Origin of the sequence: Halobellus captivus (assembly GCF_007655485.1) — an archaeon.
Taxonomy (GTDB): domain Archaea; phylum Halobacteriota; class Halobacteria; order Halobacteriales; family Haloferacaceae; genus Haloquadratum; species Haloquadratum captivum.
This window is the reverse complement of record NZ_VJXQ01000001.1, coordinates 434,486-456,730: the sequence shown is the minus strand read 5'-3', so window position 1 is coordinate 456,730 and position 22,245 is coordinate 434,486. Positions and strand designations below refer to the sequence as shown.

The 22,245-nt window shown below is 63.7% G+C and carries 23 protein-coding genes and 1 tRNA gene; 14 read left to right on the top strand and 10 right to left on the bottom strand.

What is annotated here, in order from left to right; translation table 11 throughout:
- The first annotated feature begins 164 nt into the window (after positions 1–164).
- Positions 165–578 carry a hypothetical protein gene (locus FJT57_RS02160; protein ID WP_144901231.1) on the top strand — a complete coding sequence of 138 codons (414 nt, stop codon included), beginning with the start codon at positions 165–167 and terminating at the stop codon, positions 576–578.
- A gap of 8 nt (positions 579–586) precedes the next feature.
- Here FJT57_RS02160 and FJT57_RS02155 read toward each other — a convergent pair whose 3' ends face one another.
- Genes FJT57_RS02155 through cheB form a run of 4 tightly spaced genes read right to left on the bottom strand, consistent with a single transcriptional unit; the run spans position 587 to position 6,147 of the window.
- The gene (locus FJT57_RS02155; protein WP_144901229.1) at positions 587–1,474 is read right to left on the bottom strand and encodes a CheF family chemotaxis protein; all 888 of its coding nucleotides are present in this window, start codon (positions 1,472–1,474) and stop codon (positions 587–589) included.
- Between the two features lie 6 nt (positions 1,475–1,480).
- On the bottom strand, positions 1,481–2,329 hold the full coding sequence (locus FJT57_RS02150) for a CheR family methyltransferase (protein ID WP_144901227.1): 849 nt from the start codon (positions 2,327–2,329) through the stop codon (positions 1,481–1,483).
- Entirely contained in the window at positions 2,329–4,899 is a 2,571-nt protein-coding gene (locus FJT57_RS02145; RefSeq protein WP_144901225.1) for a chemotaxis protein CheA, read from the bottom strand. The genes FJT57_RS02150 and FJT57_RS02145 overlap by 1 nt, the downstream gene beginning before the upstream one ends.
- Positions 4,900–4,902: 3 nt before the next feature.
- Positions 4,903–6,147: a chemotaxis-specific protein-glutamate methyltransferase CheB gene (gene cheB, locus FJT57_RS02140; protein ID WP_144901224.1), complete on the bottom strand. Its 1,245-nt coding sequence runs from the start codon at positions 6,145–6,147 to the stop codon at positions 4,903–4,905.
- A gap of 208 nt (positions 6,148–6,355) precedes the next feature.
- On the opposite strand from cheB, the gene FJT57_RS02135 reads away from it, so the two are divergent.
- The gene (locus tag FJT57_RS02135; RefSeq protein WP_144901222.1) at positions 6,356–6,841 is read left to right on the top strand and encodes a chemotaxis protein CheW; all 486 of its coding nucleotides are present in this window, start codon (positions 6,356–6,358) and stop codon (positions 6,839–6,841) included.
- Positions 6,842–6,984: 143 nt separating this feature from the next.
- On the opposite strand, the gene FJT57_RS02130 is transcribed toward FJT57_RS02135, so the two are convergent.
- Positions 6,985–8,421 carry an MFS transporter gene (locus FJT57_RS02130; protein WP_144901220.1) on the bottom strand — a complete coding sequence of 479 codons (1,437 nt, stop codon included), beginning with the start codon at positions 8,419–8,421 and terminating at the stop codon, positions 6,985–6,987.
- 79 nt (positions 8,422–8,500) lie between these two features.
- Here FJT57_RS02130 and thyA point away from each other — a divergent pair, with 79 nt between their 5' ends.
- From thyA to FJT57_RS02105, 5 genes are all read left to right on the top strand, one after another.
- The gene (thyA, locus tag FJT57_RS02125; protein WP_144901218.1) at positions 8,501–9,499 is read left to right on the top strand and encodes a thymidylate synthase; all 999 of its coding nucleotides are present in this window, start codon (positions 8,501–8,503) and stop codon (positions 9,497–9,499) included.
- On the top strand, positions 9,499–10,032 hold the full coding sequence (locus FJT57_RS02120) for a dihydrofolate reductase (RefSeq protein WP_144901216.1): 534 nt from the start codon (positions 9,499–9,501) through the stop codon (positions 10,030–10,032). Before thyA ends, FJT57_RS02120 begins: the two co-directional genes overlap by 1 nt.
- Positions 10,033–10,128: 96 nt before the next feature.
- Positions 10,129–10,314: an HVO_2922 family protein gene (locus FJT57_RS02115; RefSeq protein WP_144901214.1), complete on the top strand. Its 186-nt coding sequence runs from the start codon at positions 10,129–10,131 to the stop codon at positions 10,312–10,314.
- Positions 10,315–10,401: 87 nt separating this feature from the next.
- Positions 10,402–11,154 carry an archaeal proteasome endopeptidase complex subunit alpha gene (psmA, locus tag FJT57_RS02110; RefSeq protein WP_144901212.1) on the top strand — a complete coding sequence of 251 codons (753 nt, stop codon included), beginning with the start codon at positions 10,402–10,404 and terminating at the stop codon, positions 11,152–11,154.
- A 109-nt stretch (positions 11,155–11,263) separates the two neighbouring features.
- Positions 11,264–11,338, top strand: a tRNA-Glu gene (locus FJT57_RS02105).
- Positions 11,339–11,787: 449 nt separating this feature from the next.
- Here the strand turns inward: FJT57_RS02105 and FJT57_RS02100 are convergent.
- The 3 genes from FJT57_RS02100 to FJT57_RS02090 all read right to left on the bottom strand — a co-directional run bounded on the left by FJT57_RS02100 (position 11,788) and on the right by FJT57_RS02090 (position 14,422).
- Entirely contained in the window at positions 11,788–13,203 is a 1,416-nt protein-coding gene (locus FJT57_RS02100) for a dihydrolipoyl dehydrogenase (protein WP_144901210.1), read from the bottom strand.
- A gap of 302 nt (positions 13,204–13,505) precedes the next feature.
- Positions 13,506–13,898, bottom strand: coding sequence for a winged helix-turn-helix transcriptional regulator (locus FJT57_RS02095; RefSeq protein WP_144901208.1), 393 nt, complete (start codon positions 13,896–13,898; stop codon positions 13,506–13,508).
- An 89-nt stretch (positions 13,899–13,987) separates the two neighbouring features.
- Positions 13,988–14,422, bottom strand: coding sequence for a desampylase (locus FJT57_RS02090; RefSeq protein WP_144901206.1), 435 nt, complete (start codon positions 14,420–14,422; stop codon positions 13,988–13,990).
- 263 nt (positions 14,423–14,685) lie between these two features.
- On the opposite strand from FJT57_RS02090, the gene FJT57_RS02085 reads away from it, so the two are divergent.
- The 5 genes from FJT57_RS02085 (at position 14,686) to FJT57_RS02065 (ending at position 19,452) form a co-directional block, all read left to right on the top strand.
- Positions 14,686–15,210, top strand: a complete 525-nt coding sequence (locus FJT57_RS02085; RefSeq protein WP_162524299.1) for a carboxymuconolactone decarboxylase family protein — start codon at positions 14,686–14,688, stop codon at positions 15,208–15,210.
- Positions 15,211–15,506: 296 nt separating this feature from the next.
- The gene (locus FJT57_RS02080; protein ID WP_144901202.1) at positions 15,507–16,976 is read left to right on the top strand and encodes a sensor histidine kinase; all 1,470 of its coding nucleotides are present in this window, start codon (positions 15,507–15,509) and stop codon (positions 16,974–16,976) included.
- A gap of 133 nt (positions 16,977–17,109) precedes the next feature.
- Positions 17,110–18,279 (top strand): DUF3179 domain-containing protein, encoded by a 1,170-nt coding sequence (locus tag FJT57_RS02075; RefSeq protein WP_144901200.1) that lies wholly within the window; start codon positions 17,110–17,112, stop codon positions 18,277–18,279.
- Positions 18,272–18,865 carry a hypothetical protein gene (locus FJT57_RS02070; protein WP_144901198.1) on the top strand — a complete coding sequence of 198 codons (594 nt, stop codon included), beginning with the start codon at positions 18,272–18,274 and terminating at the stop codon, positions 18,863–18,865. The genes FJT57_RS02075 and FJT57_RS02070 overlap by 8 nt, the downstream gene beginning before the upstream one ends.
- 230 nt (positions 18,866–19,095) lie before the next feature.
- On the top strand, positions 19,096–19,452 hold the full coding sequence (locus FJT57_RS02065) for a DsrE family protein (protein WP_144901196.1): 357 nt from the start codon (positions 19,096–19,098) through the stop codon (positions 19,450–19,452).
- A gap of 53 nt (positions 19,453–19,505) precedes the next feature.
- Here FJT57_RS02065 and FJT57_RS02060 read toward each other — a convergent pair whose 3' ends face one another.
- Together FJT57_RS02060 and FJT57_RS02055 are read right to left on the bottom strand one after the other, a co-directional pair.
- Positions 19,506–19,775, bottom strand: a complete 270-nt coding sequence (locus tag FJT57_RS02060) for a MarR family transcriptional regulator (protein ID WP_144901194.1) — start codon at positions 19,773–19,775, stop codon at positions 19,506–19,508.
- 160 nt (positions 19,776–19,935) lie between these two features.
- Positions 19,936–21,132 carry a sensor histidine kinase gene (locus tag FJT57_RS02055; protein ID WP_144901192.1) on the bottom strand — a complete coding sequence of 399 codons (1,197 nt, stop codon included), beginning with the start codon at positions 21,130–21,132 and terminating at the stop codon, positions 19,936–19,938.
- Positions 21,133–21,339: 207 nt separating this feature from the next.
- Between FJT57_RS02055 and FJT57_RS02050 the strand changes: the two genes are divergently transcribed.
- Both FJT57_RS02050 and FJT57_RS02045 read left to right on the top strand, forming a co-directional pair.
- Complete coding sequence (locus tag FJT57_RS02050; protein ID WP_144901190.1) at positions 21,340–21,525, top strand: hypothetical protein; 186 nt, start codon at positions 21,340–21,342, stop codon at positions 21,523–21,525.
- A 405-nt stretch (positions 21,526–21,930) separates the two neighbouring features.
- Entirely contained in the window at positions 21,931–22,161 is a 231-nt protein-coding gene (locus FJT57_RS02045) for a hypothetical protein (RefSeq protein WP_144901188.1), read from the top strand.
- Positions 22,162–22,245 lie beyond the last annotated feature (84 nt).

Sequence of the window (22,245 nt, the reverse complement as noted above, 5' to 3'; positions counted from 1 at the left end):
CGTGCCGAACAACCGCGAAGCGGCGCGGGGCAAACTCTACGTCACGCGGGCACTGGCCGCCCGTTCGGTGATAAATGTACGCCGGAACGGAGTCGACGTTGAAGCTGCCGAGAATGCGATCAGCGGGCGAACGCTTTTGCGACCGACAGGCGAAAAGACGGGCGATGGTCAAACTCCCGTGGAGCGGGCGCGGTGGTGGAGGCGACGGTGGCGGGAGCCGGGCTGAACGCACTGCCGCGAGCGAGGATGCCTCCCCCGACGAACGCCACGCCGACGCTCGCCTCACCTGCCGATTTCAGGACGGCACGCTGGCAGTTTACGACGACCGCGTCGAAATCGAGCGCGTCGACCGCTCGCGGTTCGGGGACAAAACGATCTCAGCCGACGAAATCCGCGGCGTCGACTTCTCGAAGGGGATCACCATCGGCTACCTCCAGATCGAGCAGGTGGGAGTCGCGGTCGACGAGGGGGGACTGCTCAGCGATCCGGTGAACGAGAATACGCTTCACTTCGGTCGCGGCGGGCGCGACTGCGCGACGCGGGCGCGGACGGAGATACGCTCGATCGCGCGGGGCTGACCCGGTGCTCACATCTCTGCGCTTTGCTCGTCGATGGCGTCGGCCGCGATCGAGCGCCCCTTCGCGTTGAGTTCGACCTCGTGGCGGATCCGCACCTCGTCGAGGACGTCGTGATCGATGAGCCGAACGAAGAGCTCCTCGACCTGATCGACGTCGATGCCGAGAAACGCCGGGATATCGAACGGGGAGACCCCCGAGTACAGCGCCATCAACACCTGTTTATCCTGTGTGGAGAGATCCAGCGAGGTTTCCGTCTGCTCCTCGCCGATCCGGAGGAGCGAACTCAGAATCTGCACCGGCCGTTCGGGCCCGGAGATGTACGTCTGCACGCTCGTCGAGTCGTCGGAGTGTTCGACCTCGATGACCTTTCGACGCTCTTCTCTCACCGTCCGATGGCCGATTTCGATGTCACCGATGTCGTCCAAGGGGATCTCGACGAACCGTCCGGTGACGGTCGCGATGCTGACTCCCTCGGCGTTCGGTTCCACCTTGAGGCGCGCGCCGACCCACTCGGTGTTCTGGACGACGCCGCCCTCGACGGCCGGATGGCGGACGAGAAACTGCGTCGAGGAGAGCAGCACGTCGTAGAGCTTCATCTTGAACTCCTCGAACTCAGCGGGCGCGACGAGAATTACGTCCTCACCCTCGTCGAACTGGAGCGCGAGGTAGTCCGCGACGGTCGCGACGCGCTGGTTCACGTCGAACCGTCCGCCGAGTTGATCAATGTCGGCTAACGGGAACGTTCGTTTTCCACCCGTTCCGGCCAGGACGATCCGCTTATTCGAGATCAGGATCCGACCGTTCGCCCACGCGGCGTCGTTCCGCTCCCGGCCGCTTCTGACGGCCTGCAGAAATCGTCCGCGAGTGTCTTCGATCTTCGTTTCGCCGGGTTGCAAGCGTGCTCACCTCCGCATCTGTGTCGACTGTTTCGTTCCCGTGTCGCGGTAGATCCTGAGCCGTTTTTCGACCGCTTCGAACCGCTCCCGGCAGGAAGCGGGAACCGTCTCGGTCATCCCGATCGTCAGGTATCCTCCGGCGTCGACGGCGGATCCGAGCGTCTCGAAAATCGTCTCCTTGGCGCCCTTGTTGATGTATATGAACAGGTTCCGACAGATGACGAGGTCGAACGTCCCCGGCGGGTCCTCCCGGACCAGGTCGTGGCGCCGGAACGAGACGAGGTCGCGAACCTCGTCGGCGACCCGATAGGTGTCGCCGTCGCGGTCGACGTACCGGTCGCTGTCGGCCAGCGGTTCGAGTTGCGCTTCGAGGTCGTTGGTCTCGGAGGCGTGATACTGCCCGGCACGCGCCGCACGGAGGATATCGGGCTTGATGTCGGTTCCGAGAATCTCCACGCGGGTGTGGTCGATCCGCTCGTCGTCGAGCGCGAGCATCGCCGCGGAGTACGCCTCGCGTCCGTCCGAACAGGCCGCGCTCCAGATCGTGACCCGTCCCCGTCGACTGAGTTCGGCGAGGAGTTCCCTGAGTCCCTCCCAGACCTCGGGGTTGCGGAAGAAGCTCGTGACGTTGACGCTGAGCGCGTTCAGCAACGCCTCCTGTTCGTCTTCCTCGTCTTTCAAGAGTTTCAGATACGCGTCGTACTCCTCGACGTGTCGGCGTCGCATCCGCGCGGAGACCCGTCGATCGAGGTAGGATCGATTGTACGAACTGGTCACGAACGAGAGCGAGTTTTCGACGTATTCGAGCAGGTCCTCGAACCCGTCGTCTCCCCCCGAATCCCTCTCGAACGCCATCAGTCGGCGGCCCCCTCGGCTTCGACACCGTCATCTTCGGGTGGGACCCACTCCCGCCGGGCCTGCTTGCCGCGGGAGGGGATCGATAGCGAGTTGATATCGAGGATGGGAACGACGTTGCCGTCGCCGACGACCGCGGTGCCCGAGAGTCCGTTGGTACCCTTCAGCGGCCCTTGAAGCGGTGTCACCACGACTTCCTCCTGCCGGGCGACGCCGTCGCATCGGAGGGCGACCTGCCGGTCCGCGGGCCGGATTCTCACGATCATCCCGTCCTCGTGCCGCTTTTCGCCGAGGTCCAGCGCGTCGCGCAGGCGGATCAGCGGGAAGATGTGATCGGCGTGGACCACGACCTCCGCGCCGTCGACCCGTTGGATCCGTTGCTGTCGGGAGATCTCGTCGATGTACTTGATCGGCACCCCGAACTCCCGATCGCCGATCCGGACGAACAGCACCTTGATGATCGCGACGGTCACCGGCAACCGGATCGAGATCCTCGTGCCCGCTCCCAGCGTGCTGTCGACGTTCACCGAGCCGTCGAGCGATTCGACGGTCGTCTTGACGACGTCCATTCCGACGCCGCGACCGCTGACGTCGGTGATTTCGTCGTTGGTCGAAAACCCGGGGTGGAAGACGAAGTCGTACACCTCCTCGTCGGGGAGTTTATCGAGTTTCTCGCGCGATCGGATCCCCTTCGTGGCCGCCTTCTCTCTGATGACGTCGGCGTCGATCCCGCCGCCGTCGTCCTCGACGGTGATAACGACCGTGTCGTGTTCGCGCTCGGCGCGAAGCTCCACGGTTCCGGTTCGGGACTTCCCCGCGGTCTCTCTTTGATCGGGCAATTCGATGCCGTGATCGACGGCGTTTCGCAGCACGTGCATCAGCGGATCGGAGATCTCATCGAGGATCGTCCGATCAAGTTCGATGTCTTGGCCCTCCACGGAGAACCGGACTTCTTTGTCCTCTTCGCGGGCGAGGTCGCGGACCAGCCGCGGGAACTTGTCGAAGACCTTCTTCAGCGGGATCAGCCGCATATCCATCACGGTGTCCTGGAGGTTCGAGGAGATCTTGTCCAGTTCGTCGATGCTGTCTTTCCCGGCGGTGTCCTCAGTTCCGAGCGCCTGTCTGAGTTTGATCCGACTGGTCACGAGCTGTTCGACGAGACTGTGGAGTTCGTCGAGTTGATCGACGTCGACGCGAACCGACTTCACCTCCGAAATCGAGGGTTCCCTCTCGCTGTCTGAATCGGTTGCGCCCGTGTCGGAGTCGGATGCTGCGTCTTCCGTAGCAGGGTCGGATACTGTGTCTTCCATAGCGGAATCGGATGCCACGTCTTCCGTATCACTATCGAGACCGTCGGTGTCGCTCCTCCCGATTTGGGTACCGGATTCGTCGGAGCCGCCTTCCGCCCCGTCGTCCCCATCGGCCACCTCGACGGTCGCGTCGGTTTCGTCACCGAGCTCTTTGACGGGGTTTTCACTTGCTTCGCCAGACGCTTCGTCAGTCGTCTCCGTCGCGGTGTAGGCCTCGACGACCGCGTCGACAGCCGCGGCGGCGGACGCGTCGGGGACCCCGTCAGATTCGTGACCTCCCGCCGACGTCGCCGAGCGGTCCGCAGTCGCCTCGTCGAGGAACCCGCCGACGTCCGTCAGCGCCACCGACTGCACCTTCCAGAGGCCTTCGAACGTCGATTTCAGCTCCGCGCGCGAAGCGTCGGCGACGAAGACGACGAAGTCGTCGCCGAAGTCGCCCTCGGCGATGCGGTTCAGGTCCGGTTCCGCGCCGACCACGGTGATGTCGTCGGGCAGGCCGTTGACGAACAGACCGCCGTCGACGCCTTTCATTCCGCCCACGTCGAGTTCGATCCGCGCGAGATACAGGTGAGCTGCATCGGCGAGCGCCGGATTGCCGGTTTCGAGCACCTCCCTGGCCAGGTCCAGCGCATCGCTGTTGCCCTCGATATCCGATTCCGACTCTCCGTCGTTGGCGACGTTCGATGACGGATCGTCCTCAGCGTTCGATGATGGGTCGTCGTCAGCGTTGGATGCCGAGTCACGGTCATCTGGGACGTTCGCCGTCGACTCGGACTCGGGTCCGAATTCGTTTCTGGCTCGTTCGCCGCTCTCGGGCCCCCCGCTGGTTCGGTCGTTGCTCTCGGACGCCGCCGGGGATTCGGTGGCCGCCTCCGCCGCGCTCTCTGCCTCTGCGGCCGCCCGGAGCGAGTCGACGAGACCGCTCGGGTCGCGCTGTGAGTCGCCGTGTTCTTCGATCTCCCGCAGGATGTCGAGAATTTCGTCCATCCCGTCGAAGACCAGGTCCATCCGCTCGGGCGTGACATCGGTCTCGCCGTTTCGGATCGCGTCTAGGAGGTCCTCGACCGCGTGGGCGACGGTCGCGGCGTTGTCGAAGCCCATCGCGCCGAAGTTCCCCTTCAGCGTGTGCGCCTGTCGGAAGATGTCGTCGATCGCGTCGATGTCGTCCGGATTCGATTCGAGATCCAAAAGCGAGTTGTTCAGTTGGGTGATGCTCTCTTCGGACTCGGTAATGAATTCCTGGTATAGGTCGTCGTTCATCGTTCACTCCTCCTCGAAGTACTGCAGCGCGCTCGTGGCAACTTCCTCAGCGGGCGCGACGGCGTCGACGCAGCCGGTTTCGATGGCCCGTCGCGGCATCCCGAAGATCGCCGACGTCGATTCGTCCTGTGCGACGGTGTACCCGCCATTTCGGCCGATCCGTCGCATTCCGTCGACGCCGTCGCGACCCATTCCGGTGAGCAGCACGCCGCAGAACGCCCCCTTCACCGTCTCGACGGCCGAGGCCATCGTTAGATCGATCGCGGGGCGAACGCCGTGAATCTGCTCTGTTTCCGTCAGATCGAGGCTGAGCCGTCCGTTTCTGTCGCTCGTCACGACCAGGTGTTTGCCGCCGGGAGCGACCCGCGCCTCGCCCGGTTCGATCCGCTCGCCCGACTGCGCCTCGCGAACGGCGTAGGCCGACCGATCGTCGAGCCTGTCCGCGAACCGCGCCGTGAATCCCTCGGGCATGTGTTGGACCACGAGAACCCTGAGGTTCGCCGCTCTGGGGAGGTCCGACAGCACGCGTTCGACGACGTTCGGTCCGCCGGTCGACGCACCGACGACAAGCGTGCCGACGTCAGGATATCGCGCCGTGGGCGTGGCATCCTCGGGTGTCGAGGCCGCGGTCGACACACTGTTACCCGGGGATGCCCCGGCCGAACCCCCACCAGTCGTCGCTGCTCCGCCGGATTCTGCACTCGTCGATACGGTGCTGCTTGACGCCCTTCCATCCGCTTCTGTACCTGTTGCGGATCCCGAACGCGCCGTCGGCGACGCCGAACTTCGGTCTGCCGCCGCTCGAGCGTTCGCCGAAAGGTCGACACGGGCGGCTGATCGGACCTTTTCGACGAGTTCAGCCCTCACGCGCGGCATCGACGAGGTGACTTCGCCGCCCGGTTTCGTGACGAAGTCGACCGCACCTCGATCGAGGGCATCGAAGGTCACATCGGCGTCCTCCTCGGCGTGCGCCGACAGCATCAGCACGGGCGTCGGGTGTTTACGCATAATGGCCGCAACCGCTTCGAGGCCGTTCATCGTCGGCATCTCGATGTCCATCGTGACGACGTCCGGGTCGTGTTCGCGGACCCGCTCGACGGCCTCCGCGCCGTTTTTCCCCTCGCCGACGACCTCGACGCCCCCGTCTTCGAGCAGCCTTCGAATGAGCGTTCGCATAAACCGCGAGTCGTCGACGATCACCGCCCGCGTCGAGCCGTCCCCGTCCCGTGACTCGGAGGCCGCACTCATCGACCGCCGCCCCCGTCCCGATCGCCGCGTTCCGGCCCTTCAGCGACGTACTCGTACCCGCGCATCTCTACTCGATCATCCAGTCTGGGGGACTTAAGCGCTCGCCGGTGAAAATCAGCCGTGATAATAGCGAGAGTACATTTATTGGTCGCGTCTCCGGCAGATGAAGTACCACCGGTGACCGCGTGCGGTCGCTGGCGATACCACTATGGCGCAGAGACAAAGCGCGGCGTTGGGCAATTCGACCCCGACCGCCGCAGACGACGGCGACGCCACCACCCACCAGATGCAAGTCCTCGAATTCGAACTGGGTGCGGAAACGTACTGTGTCGACATCGACTACGTCTCCGAAATCGTCGATCGCGGCTCTCTCACGTCGGTACCGAACGCGCCGGCGTACGTCGAGGGCGTGATGGACCTCCGGGGGCGGACGACCTCGATCGTCAACCCAAAGACGCTGTTGAACGTCGAAGACACCGGTGAGGCGAGTCGGATCGTCATCTTCGATCCGAAACGGTTCGAGGACGCCGCCGCGGTGGGCTGGCTCGTCGACGAGGTCGATCAGGTGATCCGGGTCTCGATGGACGACGTCGAAGAACCGCCGATGGAGCACGGCGACTTCATCGAGGGCATCGTCCGCCGCGACGATGACCTCGTCGTGTGGATCTCGCCGACGAAAACGTCCGATTCGTAGCTCGACAGTCACCGACGTGAGGCTGCGTCGGTACCAGCAGTCGCGGTATCGCACAACTCCCAGCAATCGCGGTTTCACACCGATCCCAGCAATCCCGATCCCGTAATCAGGCCCGATACCGGCGAGCACCACTGCGTCGTCTTTCACTCCCGAGCCGTGCCGACAGCGAGTAGCAAGCCGACGGCGACGCCGCCACCGGCGACCCCGAACGCCGGAACGTAGCCGATTCCGTCGGCGATCGCGCCGCCGACGACGCTGCCGATGCCGCCGCCGAGGCTCCCGATCGCCGTGTACAGTCCGAGCGCTTCCGCACGGGCGGATTCGGGTGCGAGCCGCGAGACGAGTCCGGTCGCGGTCACGGCGATGACGGCCCACGAGCCGCCGATCAGGAGGAACAGCGCGCCGACCACCAGCAGACCCGCGGGCGGCGCAACGGCCGCGCCAGCCACGGCGACGATCGGAAACGCGCCCGCGCGAAACAGGAGTGCACCCGCCTGCAGTCGGAACGGGTCGTAGGTCGTCGCCGCCGTCCCCGCGGCCGCGTACGTCGCCGCCGACGCCGCCGAACTCGCGATGAACAGCGCGAACACCTCGTCGGTGGCGTAGCCCGCCTCGACGAGATACGCCGGAAGCGGCCCGAAGAACGCGGAAAACCCCGCGAAGAAGACCGTCGCCGCGAGGAGATACCGCAGCAGCCCTCCGGAAAACCGGGTTCGAAGTCTGGAGAGAACACTCCGACCCTGGCCTCGTTTTGCTCCGTTCCGTCCGAATCCGAGATCACGGAACGCCCCGTACATCCGCGTCGGGCCGAACGGGACGGCTCGCGTCGCGCGGACCGCCGTTCCGTTAGTGAAGACGAACCGGCGTGAGAGTCGTCTGAACCGCTGCTCTGTAATCAGGGAGGGTTCGGGATAGCGCAGGAGTACGACTGCGATCCCGGCGAGCGTGACGACCGCGCTGACGACGAAGAACAGCCGCTTCGAGGCGAGCGGTGAAAACGCGAAGCGGGCTCCGACCACCGTCGACCACGCGCCGCCAGCGATGAGTCCGCCCAGCCAGCCGTACCCCTGAAAGTGGTTCAGGCGACCGAACCGCTGTGGCCACTGCGACGGTTCGTGTCCCTCGACGACGATGATGTTGAGGACGGGTGCGGCCGCGGCGACGACGAACCACAGCGCCGCGTTCGCGAGGAGCACGGTCCACGGAGAGGAGAGGAACGGGAGCAGGAGGAAGACGGCGGACGCGAGCGCGAGCGCGACGAGGATGAACGGGCGTCGGCGTCGAGTCCGCGTCACTAACCGCCCCCAGAGAATCGCACCGGGAACGCCCGCGAAGGCGGCCGTCGCGGCGATGAGACTGACGACGAGCGCGCCCGCACCCAGGTCGATCGCGTACAGCGGCACCAGAAGCGACGCGGCACCGACGGCCGCGTAGCCCAGCGCCCACCCGTAGAGCCAGCCGTCGACTCCTGTGTGTTGCCCGTCGGCTCCACTGCGTTCCCCATCGACGCCTGTGTGTTGCGTCGGTTGACTGTCGCTCTGTGCACGCTCGTCTCCCCCGGCCCCGCTGCGTTCGCTCACAGTTTCGATCGTATGTCGAGCGGACACCTCCGACAGTATCAAGATTGCGGGCGACGACGCTTACGACGACTCGACCACTATGCGCCAGTATCTCAATCTCGTCACCGACGTCCTCGAAAACGGGGGATACAAGCCGAACCGAACGGGAGTCGACACGATCTCCGCGTTCAGCCGCCACTACCGGGTGGATCTCTCGAAGGGGTATCCGCTGCTCACGACGAAGGACCTCTCGGGGCCGCGATGGAACTCGCTGATCCACGAGTTCGTCTGGTATCTCTCCGGCGAGGAGCACATCCGCGACCTCCGCGAGGAGACGGGCATCTGGGACGCGTGGGCCGACGATGAGGGACACCTCGACACGGCGTACGGACGCTTCTGGCGGCGGTATCCCGTTCCCGACGAGGGACTGCCCGGCGAGTCGTGGCCCGACGACGACCACCGCTGGATGAACGACGAGGGGACGTTCGATCAGATCGCCTACGCGCTGGATATGCTGCGCGAGAACCCCAACTCACGCCGGATCGTCGTGAACGCGTGGCATCCCGCGAACGCCGCGGTCTCGACGCTCCCGCCGTGTCACTACACCTTCGTGCTCAACGTGCAGGGCGACCGCCTGAACGTCCACCTCCACCAACGCTCCGGCGACGTCGCGCTCGGCATCCCGTTCAACATCGCCGCGTATGCGTTGCTCGCGACGGCAATCGCCCAACGGACCGGATTCGAGGTCGGAGAGTTCGCACACAGCGTCGTCGACGCCCACGTCTACTGCGGGTCCGGCGAGCGCGGCACGTGGTACGCGGACAACCTCGCCGCGTTGCAGTCCCGCTTTGCGGACGTCGACGACCGCGACGGCTACCGCGACGTCTGCGAGTGGCTCGAAGCGACGGCCCCGCCGGAGGCCGAGGGCGAGGAGCGCTACGATCACGTCCCCGGACTGCTCGAACAGTGCGCCCGGGAACCGCGGGAACGGCCGAACATCGATGTTGCAGACGTGCCGCTCGACGAACTCACGCACGATGACGTCGTCCTGTCCGGATACGACCCCGAACCGGGAATCGACTTCGCGGTGGCCGAGTGATGACGGACGACGTTGCGGACGACACTACGGACCTCGAACTCGTGCTGATCGCCGCTGTCGGAGCGAACCGGGTCATCGGCCGGGACGGCGGGATGCCGTGGCACTTCAGCGAGGATCTGAAGCATTTCAAGCGAATCACGACCGGCCACCCGGTGATCGTCGGTCGCAAGACGTACGAGACAGTGGTCGACGCGCTCGGCGAGCCGTTCCCGGGGCGGACCAGCGTCGTCCTCTCCTCGCAGTCGCTGGACCTCCCTGCGGGTGCGGCACTCGCGAACTCCGTCGAGGAGGCGATCGAACGGGCCGCCGTCGACGCCGCCGAACGAGGGGTCGAGACGGCGTACGTCGCGGGCGGCGGACGGATCTACGAGCAGTTCCTCCCCGTCGCGGACCGCCTGATCCTCACCGAAATTCACGATACATACGACGGCGACACGCGCTTTCCGGCGTGGGACGAAGACGAGTGGACCGAGACCGCGCGCGAGCCACACGGCGAGTTCGACTTCGTCACGTACGAGCGAGAGGACTGTTGAGGGTCCTCTCAGAGAAGGACACCGTATCTTGTCCGCGTCCGCCCCGTCTTGTTTGGGGAGTAACCTTTTGTTCCGCACTCTCGAAGCCCGAGTCATATGAGCGCGACGTTCGAGGTGTACGAGGACCGTTCCGGAAAGTACCGCTGGCGACTCGTTCACGCGAACGGCAACATCATCGCCGACAGCGGAGAGGGGTACGCCACAAAGCAGAAAGCGACGCAGGGAATCGAGAGCGTCAAGCAGAACGCCCCGGACGCGGACGTCGTCGAACGCGACTCCTGAGGGGAATCCCCACGACCAGACCAACGGTTCCGGTAAAATCGTGTGGCGGTGGTGGCTTTATCCGTCCACGGCTCCGAATGCGAGCAGATGAACCAAAACGACCAGCAGGCGTACGATCGGGGGACGTCGCTTTTCTCTCCCGACGGGCGCATCTACCAGGTCGAGTACGCTCGCGAGGCCGTCAACCGCGGCGCACCGAGCCTCGGAATCCGAACGACGGAGGGTGTTGTGCTCGCCGCCCAGCGACGGACGAGTTCCTCGCTGATGGAGGGCGACAGCATCGAAAAGCTGCACAAACTCGACGACTTCTTGGGGGCCGCCTCGGCCGGACACGTCGCCGACGCCCGTCGGCTGATCGACGACGCCCGGACGGCCGCCCAGCGCAACCGACTGCGATACGGGGAACCGCTCGGCGTCGAGACGCTCACGAAAACGATCTCCGATGAGATACAGGAAACCACCCAGTACGGCGGAACCCGTCCCTTCGGTGCCGCGCTGTTGATCGCCGGATTGGACGGCGACGGAACCGAATCGCGCCCGCGACTCTACCAGACCGACCCGTCCGGCGCACCGCAGGAGTGGCGTGCTGTCGCGATCGGTTCCGGTCGCGACGACATCCAGGAGTTCCTCGAAGCCAACTGGTCGGACTCGCTCACCCTCGATGCGGGCGTCGAGCTCGCGGTTCGAGCGCTCTTGATCGCCGACGACGAACTCGATGCACACAGCGTGACCATCGCGACTATCACGACGGAGGGCTATCGCGACGTCACAGAGAGCGAAATCGAGGAGGTAATCGACCGGTACGCCGAGGACGACGACGACTCCGAGGACGTCGAATAGCCGCCTCGCGGCCGCGTCGAAGGCATTGAGAAGTGCGGCACACCACCGCACGGCGGTGGCAAAACGGAACCGTTTTACACATCCCGGGGATATCGAAGGATGTCGAACCGCTCCGTTGGTGTAGTCCGGCCAATCATCTTGCCCTCTCACGGCAAGGACCAGGGTTCGAATCCCTGACGGAGCACTCCTTTTCCCGCGGCTGTCGTGTGCCTTCCCAGCCTCTAGCGTTTGCCAGTCGCTACCCACTGTCCACCTGCGGGTAGGAAGATACCCCAGATTCGGACGACCACAACCGAGGGTGAGAAGGTGGCCGCTTCGGAATCCTCGTTCGAGCGACAGTGACGCACGTTTACAGTCACTGTTTGAGGACCATCGTCGCGACGCCGCCCATCAGCGCGTCGTGTGCGGACGTTGCTGCGGACCGTTTTCTGCGCGTCGAATCCGCCGTCATCGGCGAATGCATACTAATCTGATCTGTGTGGTTGTCGGGAAGTGAACGGCTCTTTTGGGGTATCTGTCGTCCGGGCCGCCGATCCGTGTCAGTCGTCTGGACCCCGGGTCGATATCGGCGTTCTGGGCCGCGAGTGGGTGTCTGTCGCTGAGCCTCCAGTTGCTCGTTTGGTCGCCTATATTTCAGTCGCCGCCCCGAGAGAACTGCCCGGAGAATCCGCGCTGGACGACTTCCGAGAGCGCAGGATGGATGTGAACCGATTCGCGGATGTCCCGAACGGTACCGGATCCCGATTTCATCGCGACGACTACCTCTTGGATGAGGTTGGAGGCCTCCGGACCGATGATGTGACAGCCCAGGATGGTGCCGTCGAGGTCGATTATCGCTTTCAGGAACCCGTCGGCCTGCATCGCGCTCCCTCGCGCGGTCTGATCGTATCGGTACGTACGGGTCGCGTACTCGCGGCCCGTCCCGCTGAGTTCTCCCTCTGAAACCCCGACGCCTGCGACCTCCGGGGACGTGAACACCGCGAACGGCATCGCGGTGTAATCGACTGCTTGGAGGTCATCGCCGAAGAGATTCCGAACGACGGTCTGTGCCTCGTGGTTCGCGCTGTGCTTGAGGAGGTACTCGCCGACGATGTCGCCGAGGGCCCACACGCCGTCGGCGGTGGTCCGGAGGTACTCGTCAGTCTGAACGAACCCTCGCTCGTCGGTTTCGACGCCCGCCACATCGAGGTCGAGCAGATCCGTATTTGGCGTTCGCCCGGTGGCGACGAGCAGTTCGTCGCCGGTGACTGTCAGGCCCTCCCCCTCGACGATGCCACCGTTCTCGCCGTATTCGTAGGGCTGCGCCTCGACGGTAATCGTCCCGTCGGTCTCCGACACGGCGGTCGCGGCGTGGCCGGTGTGCACGGTAAATCGATCGGCGAAGCGTTCGGTGAAGGCCTCGGCGACCTCCTCGTCGGCCTCCGGTAGCAGGTTCGGTCGACGGCCGATGACAGTCACGTCGCTTCCGAACGTCCCGAAGAAGTGGCCGAGTTCCGCAGCGATGTACCCGCCGCCGACGATCACGAGGTGATCGGGCGGCGTCTCCACTTGGAGTGCTTCGGTGCTCGTCAGATAGTTCACGTCGTCGATCCCGTCGATGTCCGGAATCCCCGGTCGTGTTCCCGCGGCGATGAGCACGGTTTCGGCCCGGATTCTGGCACCCTCGTCTTCACCGCTGACGATCTCGACGGTGCGCTCGTCGACGAACCGGCCTTCGCCCTCGTAGAGGTCGTGTCGCGACGACGAGCGGAGGCCGTTTCGGATCGATTCGGCATCGCCTTCGACCTCCTCGTTGACCTCGCGAACGATTTCGGAGAACTGCACGTCGGTGACGTCGGCGTCGATGTGGAACGATCCCGAGTGTTCGATAGTCTCGAGCACTTCCGCGTGGTACAACAGCATCTTCGAGGGGATACACCCCCGGTTGAGACACGTCCCGCCGAGCGGCCCCTTTTCGACGATTGCGACCGACTGCCCGCGGCTCGCGGCCGCGTTCGCGACGTCCAGTCCCGACCCCGAGCCGATGACTAAAAAATCGACCTCGTTCATAGGTTCCCTGCAGCACTGCCGTAGCAATAGTTATGCTGTGTCATCGTTGTGTGTGTCTGAACCGGCCGGATGTCGTATCAGTATTTCCGACAGGTACCGAGACGACGGTTACTGGTCATTGAAGGGGGATGGAGCGCGTGCACGACGCCCCGGTCAGTGTAGGGACGTGTTAGAGATAAGCGTTCAGCGGAGGTGCAACGGGAGCACACAGGAGAGTCCGAAAAGGCAACCGCTGATCTCGGCGACTGCTCGACTAGGTATCGGCTGATCTCAACGACTGCTCGACTGGGTATCGGCTGATCTCAACGACTGCTTGATCCGGCCTCGTCGGGCTTGGTGAGGTGTTCGAGCCCCCAATCCCGCATCGCTTCGATGACGGACCGAAGCGACTTCCCGTGGTCGGTGAGCGAGTACTGCACCCGGAACGGCTTTTCGCTGATAACCGTCCGCTCGACCAGTTGCTTCTCACCGAGATCTTCGAGGCTGTCGGAGAGGACTTTGCTCGAAATCCCGTCCACGTTCTCTTTGAGTTCGTTGAACCCGCTCGGCCCGTGTTCGAGCAGCCGATGGATGATTACCGGATGCCACTTCTTCCCGATGAGCGAGGAGGTGGTCGTGACCGGGCACCACTCTTCGCCCGCGCACCACACTTCGAGTTTCACGTGTTCGTCCGAGGTATCGGTGCTATTCGACATAGTATCCAGTTCCCGATTCGTCGGCATAAGGGTTACCAGTAGAAAGTCGGTAACTACTCCGTAGTGCTCGTCCGGTCCCGTCCGCACGGCTACTGTCTCGATCCATCGATTAGGCCGACGATTTCGCGCTGGAATCCCTCGTCGGTCCAGCGCCACGACCCTACGAACGGGTAGCCATCGAAAGCGCAGATCGCATAAGAGTAACCGGGCCACGTGGCCCGAGCGGCGTCTGTCTCGCTCGGCCGCGGTGGTCCCGTCGGGTGGGTGTGGTAGAATCCCACGACGTCGTATCCGGCGTCTTCGAGGGTTTCCGTGGCCGCCAGCTGTTCTTCGGGATCCATCGCGTACCGGATCTGCGGGGTTTCTGCGATGTTCGCGACCTGTCGCACCTCGTGGACGACGCTCTCCTCGTCGCCGAACTCACCGCCGAGGATTCCGCAGATCTCCTCGTCGGCACCGCCGTATCCTTGGTAGACGATCTCGTCGTAGACGTCTCGGGTCAGGGTGAGCGTGGTCGGGTTCATGGACGTTCCCCCGCGATCACGCACCCTCTCGCTCCAATTCGGACATAGCCGTACACAAGACCGCTGGAAGAATACCCTTTTCGACCGTCGCAGTCGGCGCGCGTCTCTTTGGCGTGGTTTGACCGGATCGATGACGCCGGGCGCCATCACGCACTGAGGGATTCGATCCCGCCGTTGGTATGACTCGTGCGACGCCTGAAGCTAAGTGGGAGCCGAATCGGCGGAACGCGAAACGATTAATCAGTATGAATTCTGCGTGCGCTATGGCGCTGCTAGAGTACGTCGATCCCGAGACTGCAGAGCTCCCCCAGTACGAGTGCGATAGCTCGGAAATATCGTTGTTTCGCGCCGTGCTGCTGAATAACCCGACCGTGTTGGAACGGCGGCTGAGTTATTCGGGGTGGCTCCGAAACGAGGGATCGCTCGAACGCGAACTGAAAGAACTGGCCCACGTCGTCGTCGACCGGACGAACGAGTGCGAGTACTGTACTGATGCGCACACGCAGAACCTCGTCGAGGTGTTCGGCTTCTCCGAGGAACGAATCGATGCGATCGAGAACCGCGAGTTCGACACGTTCGACGACCGAGAGCGGGCCGTGATGCGATTCGCCGAGCAGGTCACTGAGGATCCGAAACGCGTCACCGACGATCACATCGAGGCGCTGCGTACGGTCGGATTTTCGGATGCCGACGTCGTCGAACTGCTCGCGCTCGTCACGTCTGCGATCTCCGCGAACGCGATGATGGATGCGTTGAACGTTCACCCGGTTGACAGACAGACGATGTGATCGCTACGGGATCCGGTCCAAATTCGACCGGCCGTCGGCTCGAACGAGGTTGAATACGAGGTTACCCGTAAGAAATCCCGTATGTTGACAGTTCGGTGAACAGTAATTTAGGGTGCGGTCCTAGGAGGCGACAGTACGTATGGTATGATCTCGATTTCACGACCCCATCTCGCCGTCGCGTCACGTCACAAGTACCGGAACCGCGACGACCGTCGCTCTGTGCGTACCGCGACACCGGACGGTCGCCCGTCGCTCCCCGCAGCAGAGACCGTCATCACGAGACGCGGGAGCGGAGTATGAACCCCGTCGAACGGCTCCATCTCGGCGGGCTCGTCGTGGCCGTCTCTAGCTTCGGAATCACCAGAATCTTCGTCGCACAGACACTCAGAGTCGACGCCGCGCTCCCGTTCGTCGTCGCCGGTCTCCTCCCGCTCGTCGTCGGACTCGCGCTGACGCTCTACGGTGTCGCACTCGCGGTCGGCCCGTTCTCCCACGAATACGTGGTCACTGTCGCGCGCTGGCACCTGTTGGGCGTGACGGCGATGGCTGTCGTGTTCGTGCTTACGAGTCTCGATCAGTACCTCCGTACGGGCCTGGTCACGGTCGGCGTCGATGCGCCGCTACTCGTCGCCAACGTGCTGTTGGGCGGGGCCGTCGGCGGTACACTCACCGGGATGCAGTCCGGGAAGACTCTGCGACAGCAGCGGGAGATCCGGAGCGCGGCGAACCGCGCGCTCTTGGTCAACCGGCTGCTCAAACACGAGGTCCTGAACGCGATCACGATTATCGACGGGCACGCGGACCTGCTCCGGCAGACTAGCGGAACGCGCTCGGAATCGCTGGCGGCGATCCGACGAGCGGTTCAGCGGATCAGATCGACGATCGGTGAAGTCGGAACGATCGCTCGGGACGGTGATCGGGGGAAGCGTATCGACCTCGAACGGGTCCTGCGCGCCGAGATCGAGCGTGTTCAATCCGAAAGCGAGGTCGAGATTCGGATCGATAATCGGACGGAAGACGCCTCGGTCGCCGCCGATAGCCGGATTGAACTCGTCGTGCGTGAGCTGCTCAAGAACGCCGCGATGTACGGCCAAAGGACCGATGTCTCGGTCGTGCTTCGCGAGCGACAGCACGCGATCGAACTGTCAGTTGCCGACGACGGGTCTGGACTCCCGGCACCGCAGCGGGCGCTGTTAGAGGAAGGGTCCTTCCCCGAATTCGACGATCCCACCGCGGGGTTCGGACTTCAGATGGTCCGGCTTCTCGTGGTTCGGTTCGGGGGGACCATCGGCGTCGGGACGCCGCAGGGGGAGGAGACCGGGACGCAGATCACAGTCACGCTCCCGCGGAGCGATCGCGAAGCGATGGACGTGGAGTCTGTCGGTCTCTCGTTTCCCAACCTCGGACAGGCGGTTCTGGGCGGCGTTCTCGGCGGCATCGCAATGGGTGGCTTCTATCAATCGTCGACGGGGTTACTCCCGGTTATCGGATCGCTCTACGGGATTCAGAGCCCGCTGATCGGTTGGGTCACGCACCTGTTTCACAGCGCGATCTTCGGGCTGCTGTTCGCGGCCGCGACTACCAGCCCACGCCTCCACGACCTCGCGTCCGGGGCGATTCGATGCGGGGTGCTCGGTCTCGTCTGGGGGAGCGTCCTCTGGTTCGTTGCGGCCGGTGTGATTATGCCAGTCTGGCTCACGCTTGTCGGAATTCCCACTTCGATCCCGCAACTCTCGGTCGTCGGCCTCGTCGGCCATCTGGTATGAGGCGTGATCCTCGGTGTCTCCTACCACCGGTTCAGTGGGATCGATCTCACACCTCGATTCGACTGAGGTGCGTCTCAGGCGGTTACCCCGACGTTAGGGCGCGCTTTTGACCGTCCGGAGCCAAGCGTGTGGTATGTGCTCCCGCGTTACTCGCCGAGCGGTCCTCGCGGGGCTCGGCGCCGCATCGCTTGCAGGCTGTCTCGGTCGAGTTGACGACGCGTCGACAGCGGCACCCACCGAAGACGAGGTCGGAACGTCGGGTACGGTGACAGCCGAGGGAGGCGGTGACGCCGTCTCGGTCCCGATGGCCGACGAGCGGCTTCCGCTTCCGATGGAACCCGACGAACTCCGGCGCAGGTCGGTGTCGGGCGGCCCGCCGAAGGACGGGATCCCGTCGATTGACGACCCGTCGTTCGCCTCCGCCACAGCGGCGTCGACGGACCTCGAACCAGGAGATCCGGTGTTCGGCGTCGCGATCGGGACTGCGCGGAAAGCGTACCCGCAGTCGATACTGGTCCACCACGAGATCTGTAACGACGTGCTCGACGGCACGCCGGTCAGCGTCACCTACTGCCCGCTCACCGGGACAGCGATCGGATTCGAACGCGGAGAGACGACCTTCGGCGTCTCCGGTCGGCTGATAAACAACAACCTGATTATGTACGATCGGGCCACTGAGACGTGGTGGCCGCAGGTGCTCGCCACCGCGATTCCCGGGCCGTGGAACGAGGATCCCCCGATCCGGTCGCTTTCGGAGTTCCGCATCGTCTGGACCACGTGGGAGCGCTGGTCGCAGCGGTATCCTGACACGCAGGTGCTGTCGAAAGAGACGGGATTCGCCCGCAACTACGCGAACGATCCGTACGGCTCATACAACCCACGGGCGGGATACTACGCGCCGGACTCCCGCCCGATGTTCCGAGCGCTCTCGGACGACGACCGACTCTCCCCGAAGCGGGTCGTTATCGGGACCCGACAGCAGGAGGGCGCGGTCGCATTCGAGAAGGACAGGCTCAGAGACGAAAAGATCGTGTACGGTTCGCTCGACGGAGCGCCGATCGTCGCGGTCTACGACTCCGACCTCGACACGGGTTTCGTCTTCCGAAACCCGGATGAAACGCGGTATGAGTACCGTGACGGTCGCGTCGTCGACACGGCGGGCGGATCCGACGCGGATGGCGAATCCGACGCGACTGGCGCATGGCACGATCCGGCTGCGCTCCCGGGCGAACGGCTGCTGGCGCTCGACGCGATGTGGTTCGCGTGGATCGGGTTTTACCCGGATACAACCCTCTATGCCTGATTCTGGCTCCCCGATAGCGGCGCTTCGATCCGTCGTCGATCGGACGGTCGCCGCCCTGACCGTCGCCCGAACCCGTCGTGACTCGCGAGTCGTGATGATCGTTGTGGCCGGGATCTACCTCCTCGCATACCTCTTCACGGTCGGTGACATCTTCGTCGGTGCGGGTGTCGGGACGTCGATCCGCGTCGTCGACGACCTGACGCGGGCCCTCGTTAGTCAGGGGTTCTTCCGATTCGACGCTATCGCCGTCGTCTCGGTCGGACCGGTCACCTACCTTTTTTCGCCGCTCAACACGGTCGTCGCCGTCGTCCTCGCGGCGCTCGTCGGTACGAATCTCGCGCTCACCTACCTCGGCATCGTTCAGCCGCGCGCCTGCGGGCTGGAGGGTTCGACGGGCGTCCTGGCCGGTCTCCCGGCACTGCTGTCCGGAGCGGCCTGCTGCGGCCCGACGATCCTTCTCGTGATCGGCATCCAAGCGAGCGCGACGATCGTCACCGGATTCCAGTTCCTCGTCCCGGTCGCGCTGGCGATGCTCGTCGGAAGCCTGCTGTTAGTCGGGCGAAACGTCGATCCCGAACTATTGTAGGGTGTGGAATCCCGCACCCACTCGATCGCACGGTTCCGCCCGGTTGGATGGGTCTCCCTCCGATTTATCGATCCTCATTCTTCGATCCCCATACTTCGATCCCCGCCTCTCATCCGACTCTCGATCCTCGGTGCCGGTCTCCACGTTCACACGCGGTGACGCACGTGTAACTGGGTTACTCCCCCGTTCGCGTGAGCTTTAGTGCGTCTCGGGCGTACGAACGGGTGCATATGACGAACGCAGCAGTCGTGATCTTGGCGGGTACAGACGGCCACGATAACCTCGGTCGACTCGTGAACGGACTCGAAACGGCGAAAGAGTTCGCAGAGACGGAGGGCGACGACGTGGAACTGATCTTCGACGGTGCCGGGACTCAGTGGATCCCCGAACTCGAAGACGAGGACAGCGACTACCACGAACTCTATCAGACCGTCCGGGACAGCGCGTCCGCCTGTGACTTCTGCGCCGGTGCATTCGGCGTCGAAGACGCGGTCAGCGACGCGGGCGTCGTGACACTTGATGACCACGACGGTCATCCGAGCATCCGCTCGCTCGTCGACGACGACTACGACATCATCACGTTCTGATCGGCAACTGAAAAGATGGGTGGCCTGGCGACGCTAACGGGCCCTCGAACCGGCTATTCCGTCTCGGACGCGTTCCGATCGAGCGAGTGGATTCGCTTGCGCGCGTCCCTAAACGAGATCGTCGAGGAGACGATCCCGCGTTTCTCGAGTTCGACCACTGCACTTCTGACGGTTCTAGCCGAGAGCCTGGTCGATTCGGCGAGTTGCGACTGCGTCAGCGAGCCCTCGTACTCCAGTGTCTTCGCGACCAACTTTGCGCTCGGTGGGAGGTCCGCCACGTCGGATGGCTGTATCCCGACCATCTGAGAGCCGTCTGGGGCCATTACTCCAACGGAAGTCGTCGACGCCCTTAACTACAACTCAGCTATGTGAGCGGTCTGCACGAGCGACTACGCTCCGAAAATTGGGTGCGATCGCGTTCGTGAGGCCGCTTAGTCCCACAATTGCGTGCGTGTGGACGCCTCGGAGTCTGCCGGGTTGGCGTTACGGCAACTCGGACTGGAGGCCGAATCCGGACGGCCGCGGCGATTCTTCTGATTGCGCTGCGGCCTCGGCTCCGGCGAGCGGGAACGAAATCTCGAAGGTAGAGCCGTCGCCGTCGGTCGATACGAGTTCGATCCGTCCGCCGTAGTACTCGACTAACTTCCCGACCAAGTAGAGTCCGAGACCGTGATTGACCTGGGCCTTTCTCGGCCGCTCGAAGAGGGTGTTTCGGACGTCCTCTGGGATCCCCGGTCCGTTATCTGAGATTGTGATGACGATGCTGTCGTCGACCTTCGCTCCGTCGACGGCGACCCTCGCGACGTCACTGTTGTTGTGCTCGATCGCGTTCCGGACCAGGTTTCCGAACAACCGGCGAATCAACGAATCGCCGTATACGACGGCCTCGTCCGGCAGATCCACCGTGATTTCGACGTCCGGATAGGTCGTTTCTAACAGGTCCGTCTCTTCGGATATCTTCTCGTCGAGATCGATCGGTGTGAACTCGGCGGTCCCGTCCAAGATCCGCAGCAGGATTCGAATGTCCTCGATAATGACCTCCAGATCGGTACTCTGCTGGGAGATCACGTCCGCGTAGTGGTGTGTCTCCGTGTCTGACGCGTTCGTTTCTAACAGCAGCGTCGCGTATCCGTCGATCGTATTCGCCGTGTTCAGCACCTCGTGTCGGAGGAGGCTGTTCAGATACTCGAAGAGATCGCGCTGGGCTTCGAGTTGCTCCATCCGTATTTTCTGGCGCTCTTTCGTCAGCGTGTTCTCGATCGTCCGGGCCTCGGCGATGCCGACCCAGACGCCGACGGTCAACCCGATCGAGAGCCCCCAACGGATCCACGAGGCCACGACGAGTTCAGACAGCGGAAACAACGCCATCAGCGGGACGTTCACCGACAGAAACGCGAAACCTCCCACGAGAAACCAATAGAAGATCCGGGGATATCGATCGCGTCGCATATCGTGACGAGCGAGCCAGCGACCGGCGTACCCGAGTGCGAGGATGAATGGGACCGAAGTGAGGACTCCCACCAGAAACGTCTGGTCGATTCCGAGTGCCGTTATATCGCTTGGAACGCGTAGCACGAAGCGGAGCACTGCCCCGATGAGTATTTCGAGAGTGAGAAGCCCGCTGCTCGCGATCAGTAGCTGCGGCAGTCGCTGTTTCAAGAACCGGCTCTCATCGGACATTCGTTCCCCCAGTGATACGAAAGCCCGACGAGGTGTACTTCAATCTTCCTATCAGTGCATTCAGGCCTTCGAAAAGCCCTCCCGACGCCCTGGACCGTGTGGAACCTGCCACGGTCCGATCCGCGAACGGGTGGCGGAACGCGAATCGGGTGCGAGAGACTCTCGCCCGCACGTACACCTATACGCCAGAGTGGCGTAGTGTGGCGTATGCGGACGTTCGAACTCCGAGCCGACGACACCGGGACGATCGAACTCGTCTGTGAACGGAGCGACGACGAAGCGCCCATCCCCCGCGTTCGGTCGTTCGCGGGGCGTGACGAGTTCGGGCTGCTCGTCGACGAGTTGACGCCCGGTGAACGGGTGGTGCTGTTCGTCGACGATCCCGATGAGTAGCGCCGTGAGTCGGTCTCCACCGTGTGCGAGCGTTTCCGACGCCGATCAGCGCTGATCGACTTCTGTGATGTACAGGCCACAGAATTCGCAGATTGTGGTTCTGCGTTTATCTGGACTCGGAACGATTTATTTCTCCGAATCGGGCCGGAGAGAGCCCACCTCGCCGGTCGGCACCTGAGTCGATGAAGGTCCGATAGCACCTCGCTGGCAGCCTCGTCTCAGTCCCACTCGTCGCGATCGCGAAGCCGTTCGTCCAGGTAGTTCGCGGAGAAGAGGGTCGAGCGCGGCTCAGCGAAACGCGCTCGACTAATTTGACGGCGTTCGATCGCTGGTCGGCCCTCGTCTGTCGAAGTCGAGCGCGTCTGACGAAAGCGTAATCCACTGCGACCGCGTAACACGCCGTCAATGCGGGAACTGGTGATGCTGCTGTTGGTCGGGGCCGTGCTCATTCAGTTCCCGCTCGGCGTCGTGATGTACTTCGACGCGAGGCGACTCGACCTCGAGAACCCCGAAGTGTACTGGCTCGGCGTCGTCGCCCCAGCCGTCGGCTTCGTGGTTATCCTCTACTACTTCTCGGAGCGACGGAACCTCCCCAAGAAATCCGAATCGGACCCGCAGGACGGTTCGGCTCGATAACCGCGACTGGCGTCAGTCGGAATCGCACAACACCTCGAACCTACGCAGCGGTCGGCGTCCCCTCGGCCACGAGCGAATCAGTCG

Excerpts from the sequence above, each read along its gene's own strand:
- FJT57_RS02160 (WP_144901231.1), top strand. The coding sequence starts at position 165 with ATGGTCAAACTCCCGTGGAGCGGGCGCGGTGGTGGAGGCGACGGTGGC.
- FJT57_RS02150 (WP_144901227.1), bottom strand. The coding sequence starts at position 2,329 with ATGGCGTTCGAGAGGGATTCGGGGGGAGACGACGGGTTCGAGGACCTG.
- FJT57_RS02145 (WP_144901225.1), bottom strand. The coding sequence starts at position 4,899 with ATGAACGACGACCTATACCAGGAATTCATTACCGAGTCCGAAGAGAGC.
- cheB (WP_144901224.1), bottom strand. The coding sequence starts at position 6,147 with ATGAGTGCGGCCTCCGAGTCACGGGACGGGGACGGCTCGACGCGGGCG.
- FJT57_RS02135 (WP_144901222.1), top strand. The coding sequence starts at position 6,356 with ATGGCGCAGAGACAAAGCGCGGCGTTGGGCAATTCGACCCCGACCGCC.
- thyA (WP_144901218.1), top strand. The coding sequence starts at position 8,501 with ATGCGCCAGTATCTCAATCTCGTCACCGACGTCCTCGAAAACGGGGGA.
- FJT57_RS02120 (WP_144901216.1), top strand. The coding sequence starts at position 9,499 with ATGACGGACGACGTTGCGGACGACACTACGGACCTCGAACTCGTGCTG.
- FJT57_RS02115 (WP_144901214.1), top strand. The coding sequence starts at position 10,129 with ATGAGCGCGACGTTCGAGGTGTACGAGGACCGTTCCGGAAAGTACCGC.
- psmA (WP_144901212.1), top strand. The coding sequence starts at position 10,402 with ATGAACCAAAACGACCAGCAGGCGTACGATCGGGGGACGTCGCTTTTC.
- FJT57_RS02100 (WP_144901210.1), bottom strand. The coding sequence starts at position 13,203 with ATGAACGAGGTCGATTTTTTAGTCATCGGCTCGGGGTCGGGACTGGAC.
- FJT57_RS02095 (WP_144901208.1), bottom strand. The coding sequence starts at position 13,898 with ATGTCGAATAGCACCGATACCTCGGACGAACACGTGAAACTCGAAGTG.
- FJT57_RS02090 (WP_144901206.1), bottom strand. The coding sequence starts at position 14,422 with ATGAACCCGACCACGCTCACCCTGACCCGAGACGTCTACGACGAGATC.
- FJT57_RS02085 (WP_162524299.1), top strand. The coding sequence starts at position 14,686 with ATGGCGCTGCTAGAGTACGTCGATCCCGAGACTGCAGAGCTCCCCCAG.
- FJT57_RS02080 (WP_144901202.1), top strand. The coding sequence starts at position 15,507 with ATGAACCCCGTCGAACGGCTCCATCTCGGCGGGCTCGTCGTGGCCGTC.
- FJT57_RS02075 (WP_144901200.1), top strand. The coding sequence starts at position 17,110 with ATGTGCTCCCGCGTTACTCGCCGAGCGGTCCTCGCGGGGCTCGGCGCC.
- FJT57_RS02070 (WP_144901198.1), top strand. The coding sequence starts at position 18,272 with ATGCCTGATTCTGGCTCCCCGATAGCGGCGCTTCGATCCGTCGTCGAT.
- FJT57_RS02065 (WP_144901196.1), top strand. The coding sequence starts at position 19,096 with ATGACGAACGCAGCAGTCGTGATCTTGGCGGGTACAGACGGCCACGAT.
- FJT57_RS02060 (WP_144901194.1), bottom strand. The coding sequence starts at position 19,775 with ATGGCCCCAGACGGCTCTCAGATGGTCGGGATACAGCCATCCGACGTG.
- FJT57_RS02055 (WP_144901192.1), bottom strand. The coding sequence starts at position 21,132 with ATGTCCGATGAGAGCCGGTTCTTGAAACAGCGACTGCCGCAGCTACTG.
- FJT57_RS02050 (WP_144901190.1), top strand. The coding sequence starts at position 21,340 with ATGCGGACGTTCGAACTCCGAGCCGACGACACCGGGACGATCGAACTC.
- FJT57_RS02045 (WP_144901188.1), top strand. The coding sequence starts at position 21,931 with ATGCGGGAACTGGTGATGCTGCTGTTGGTCGGGGCCGTGCTCATTCAG.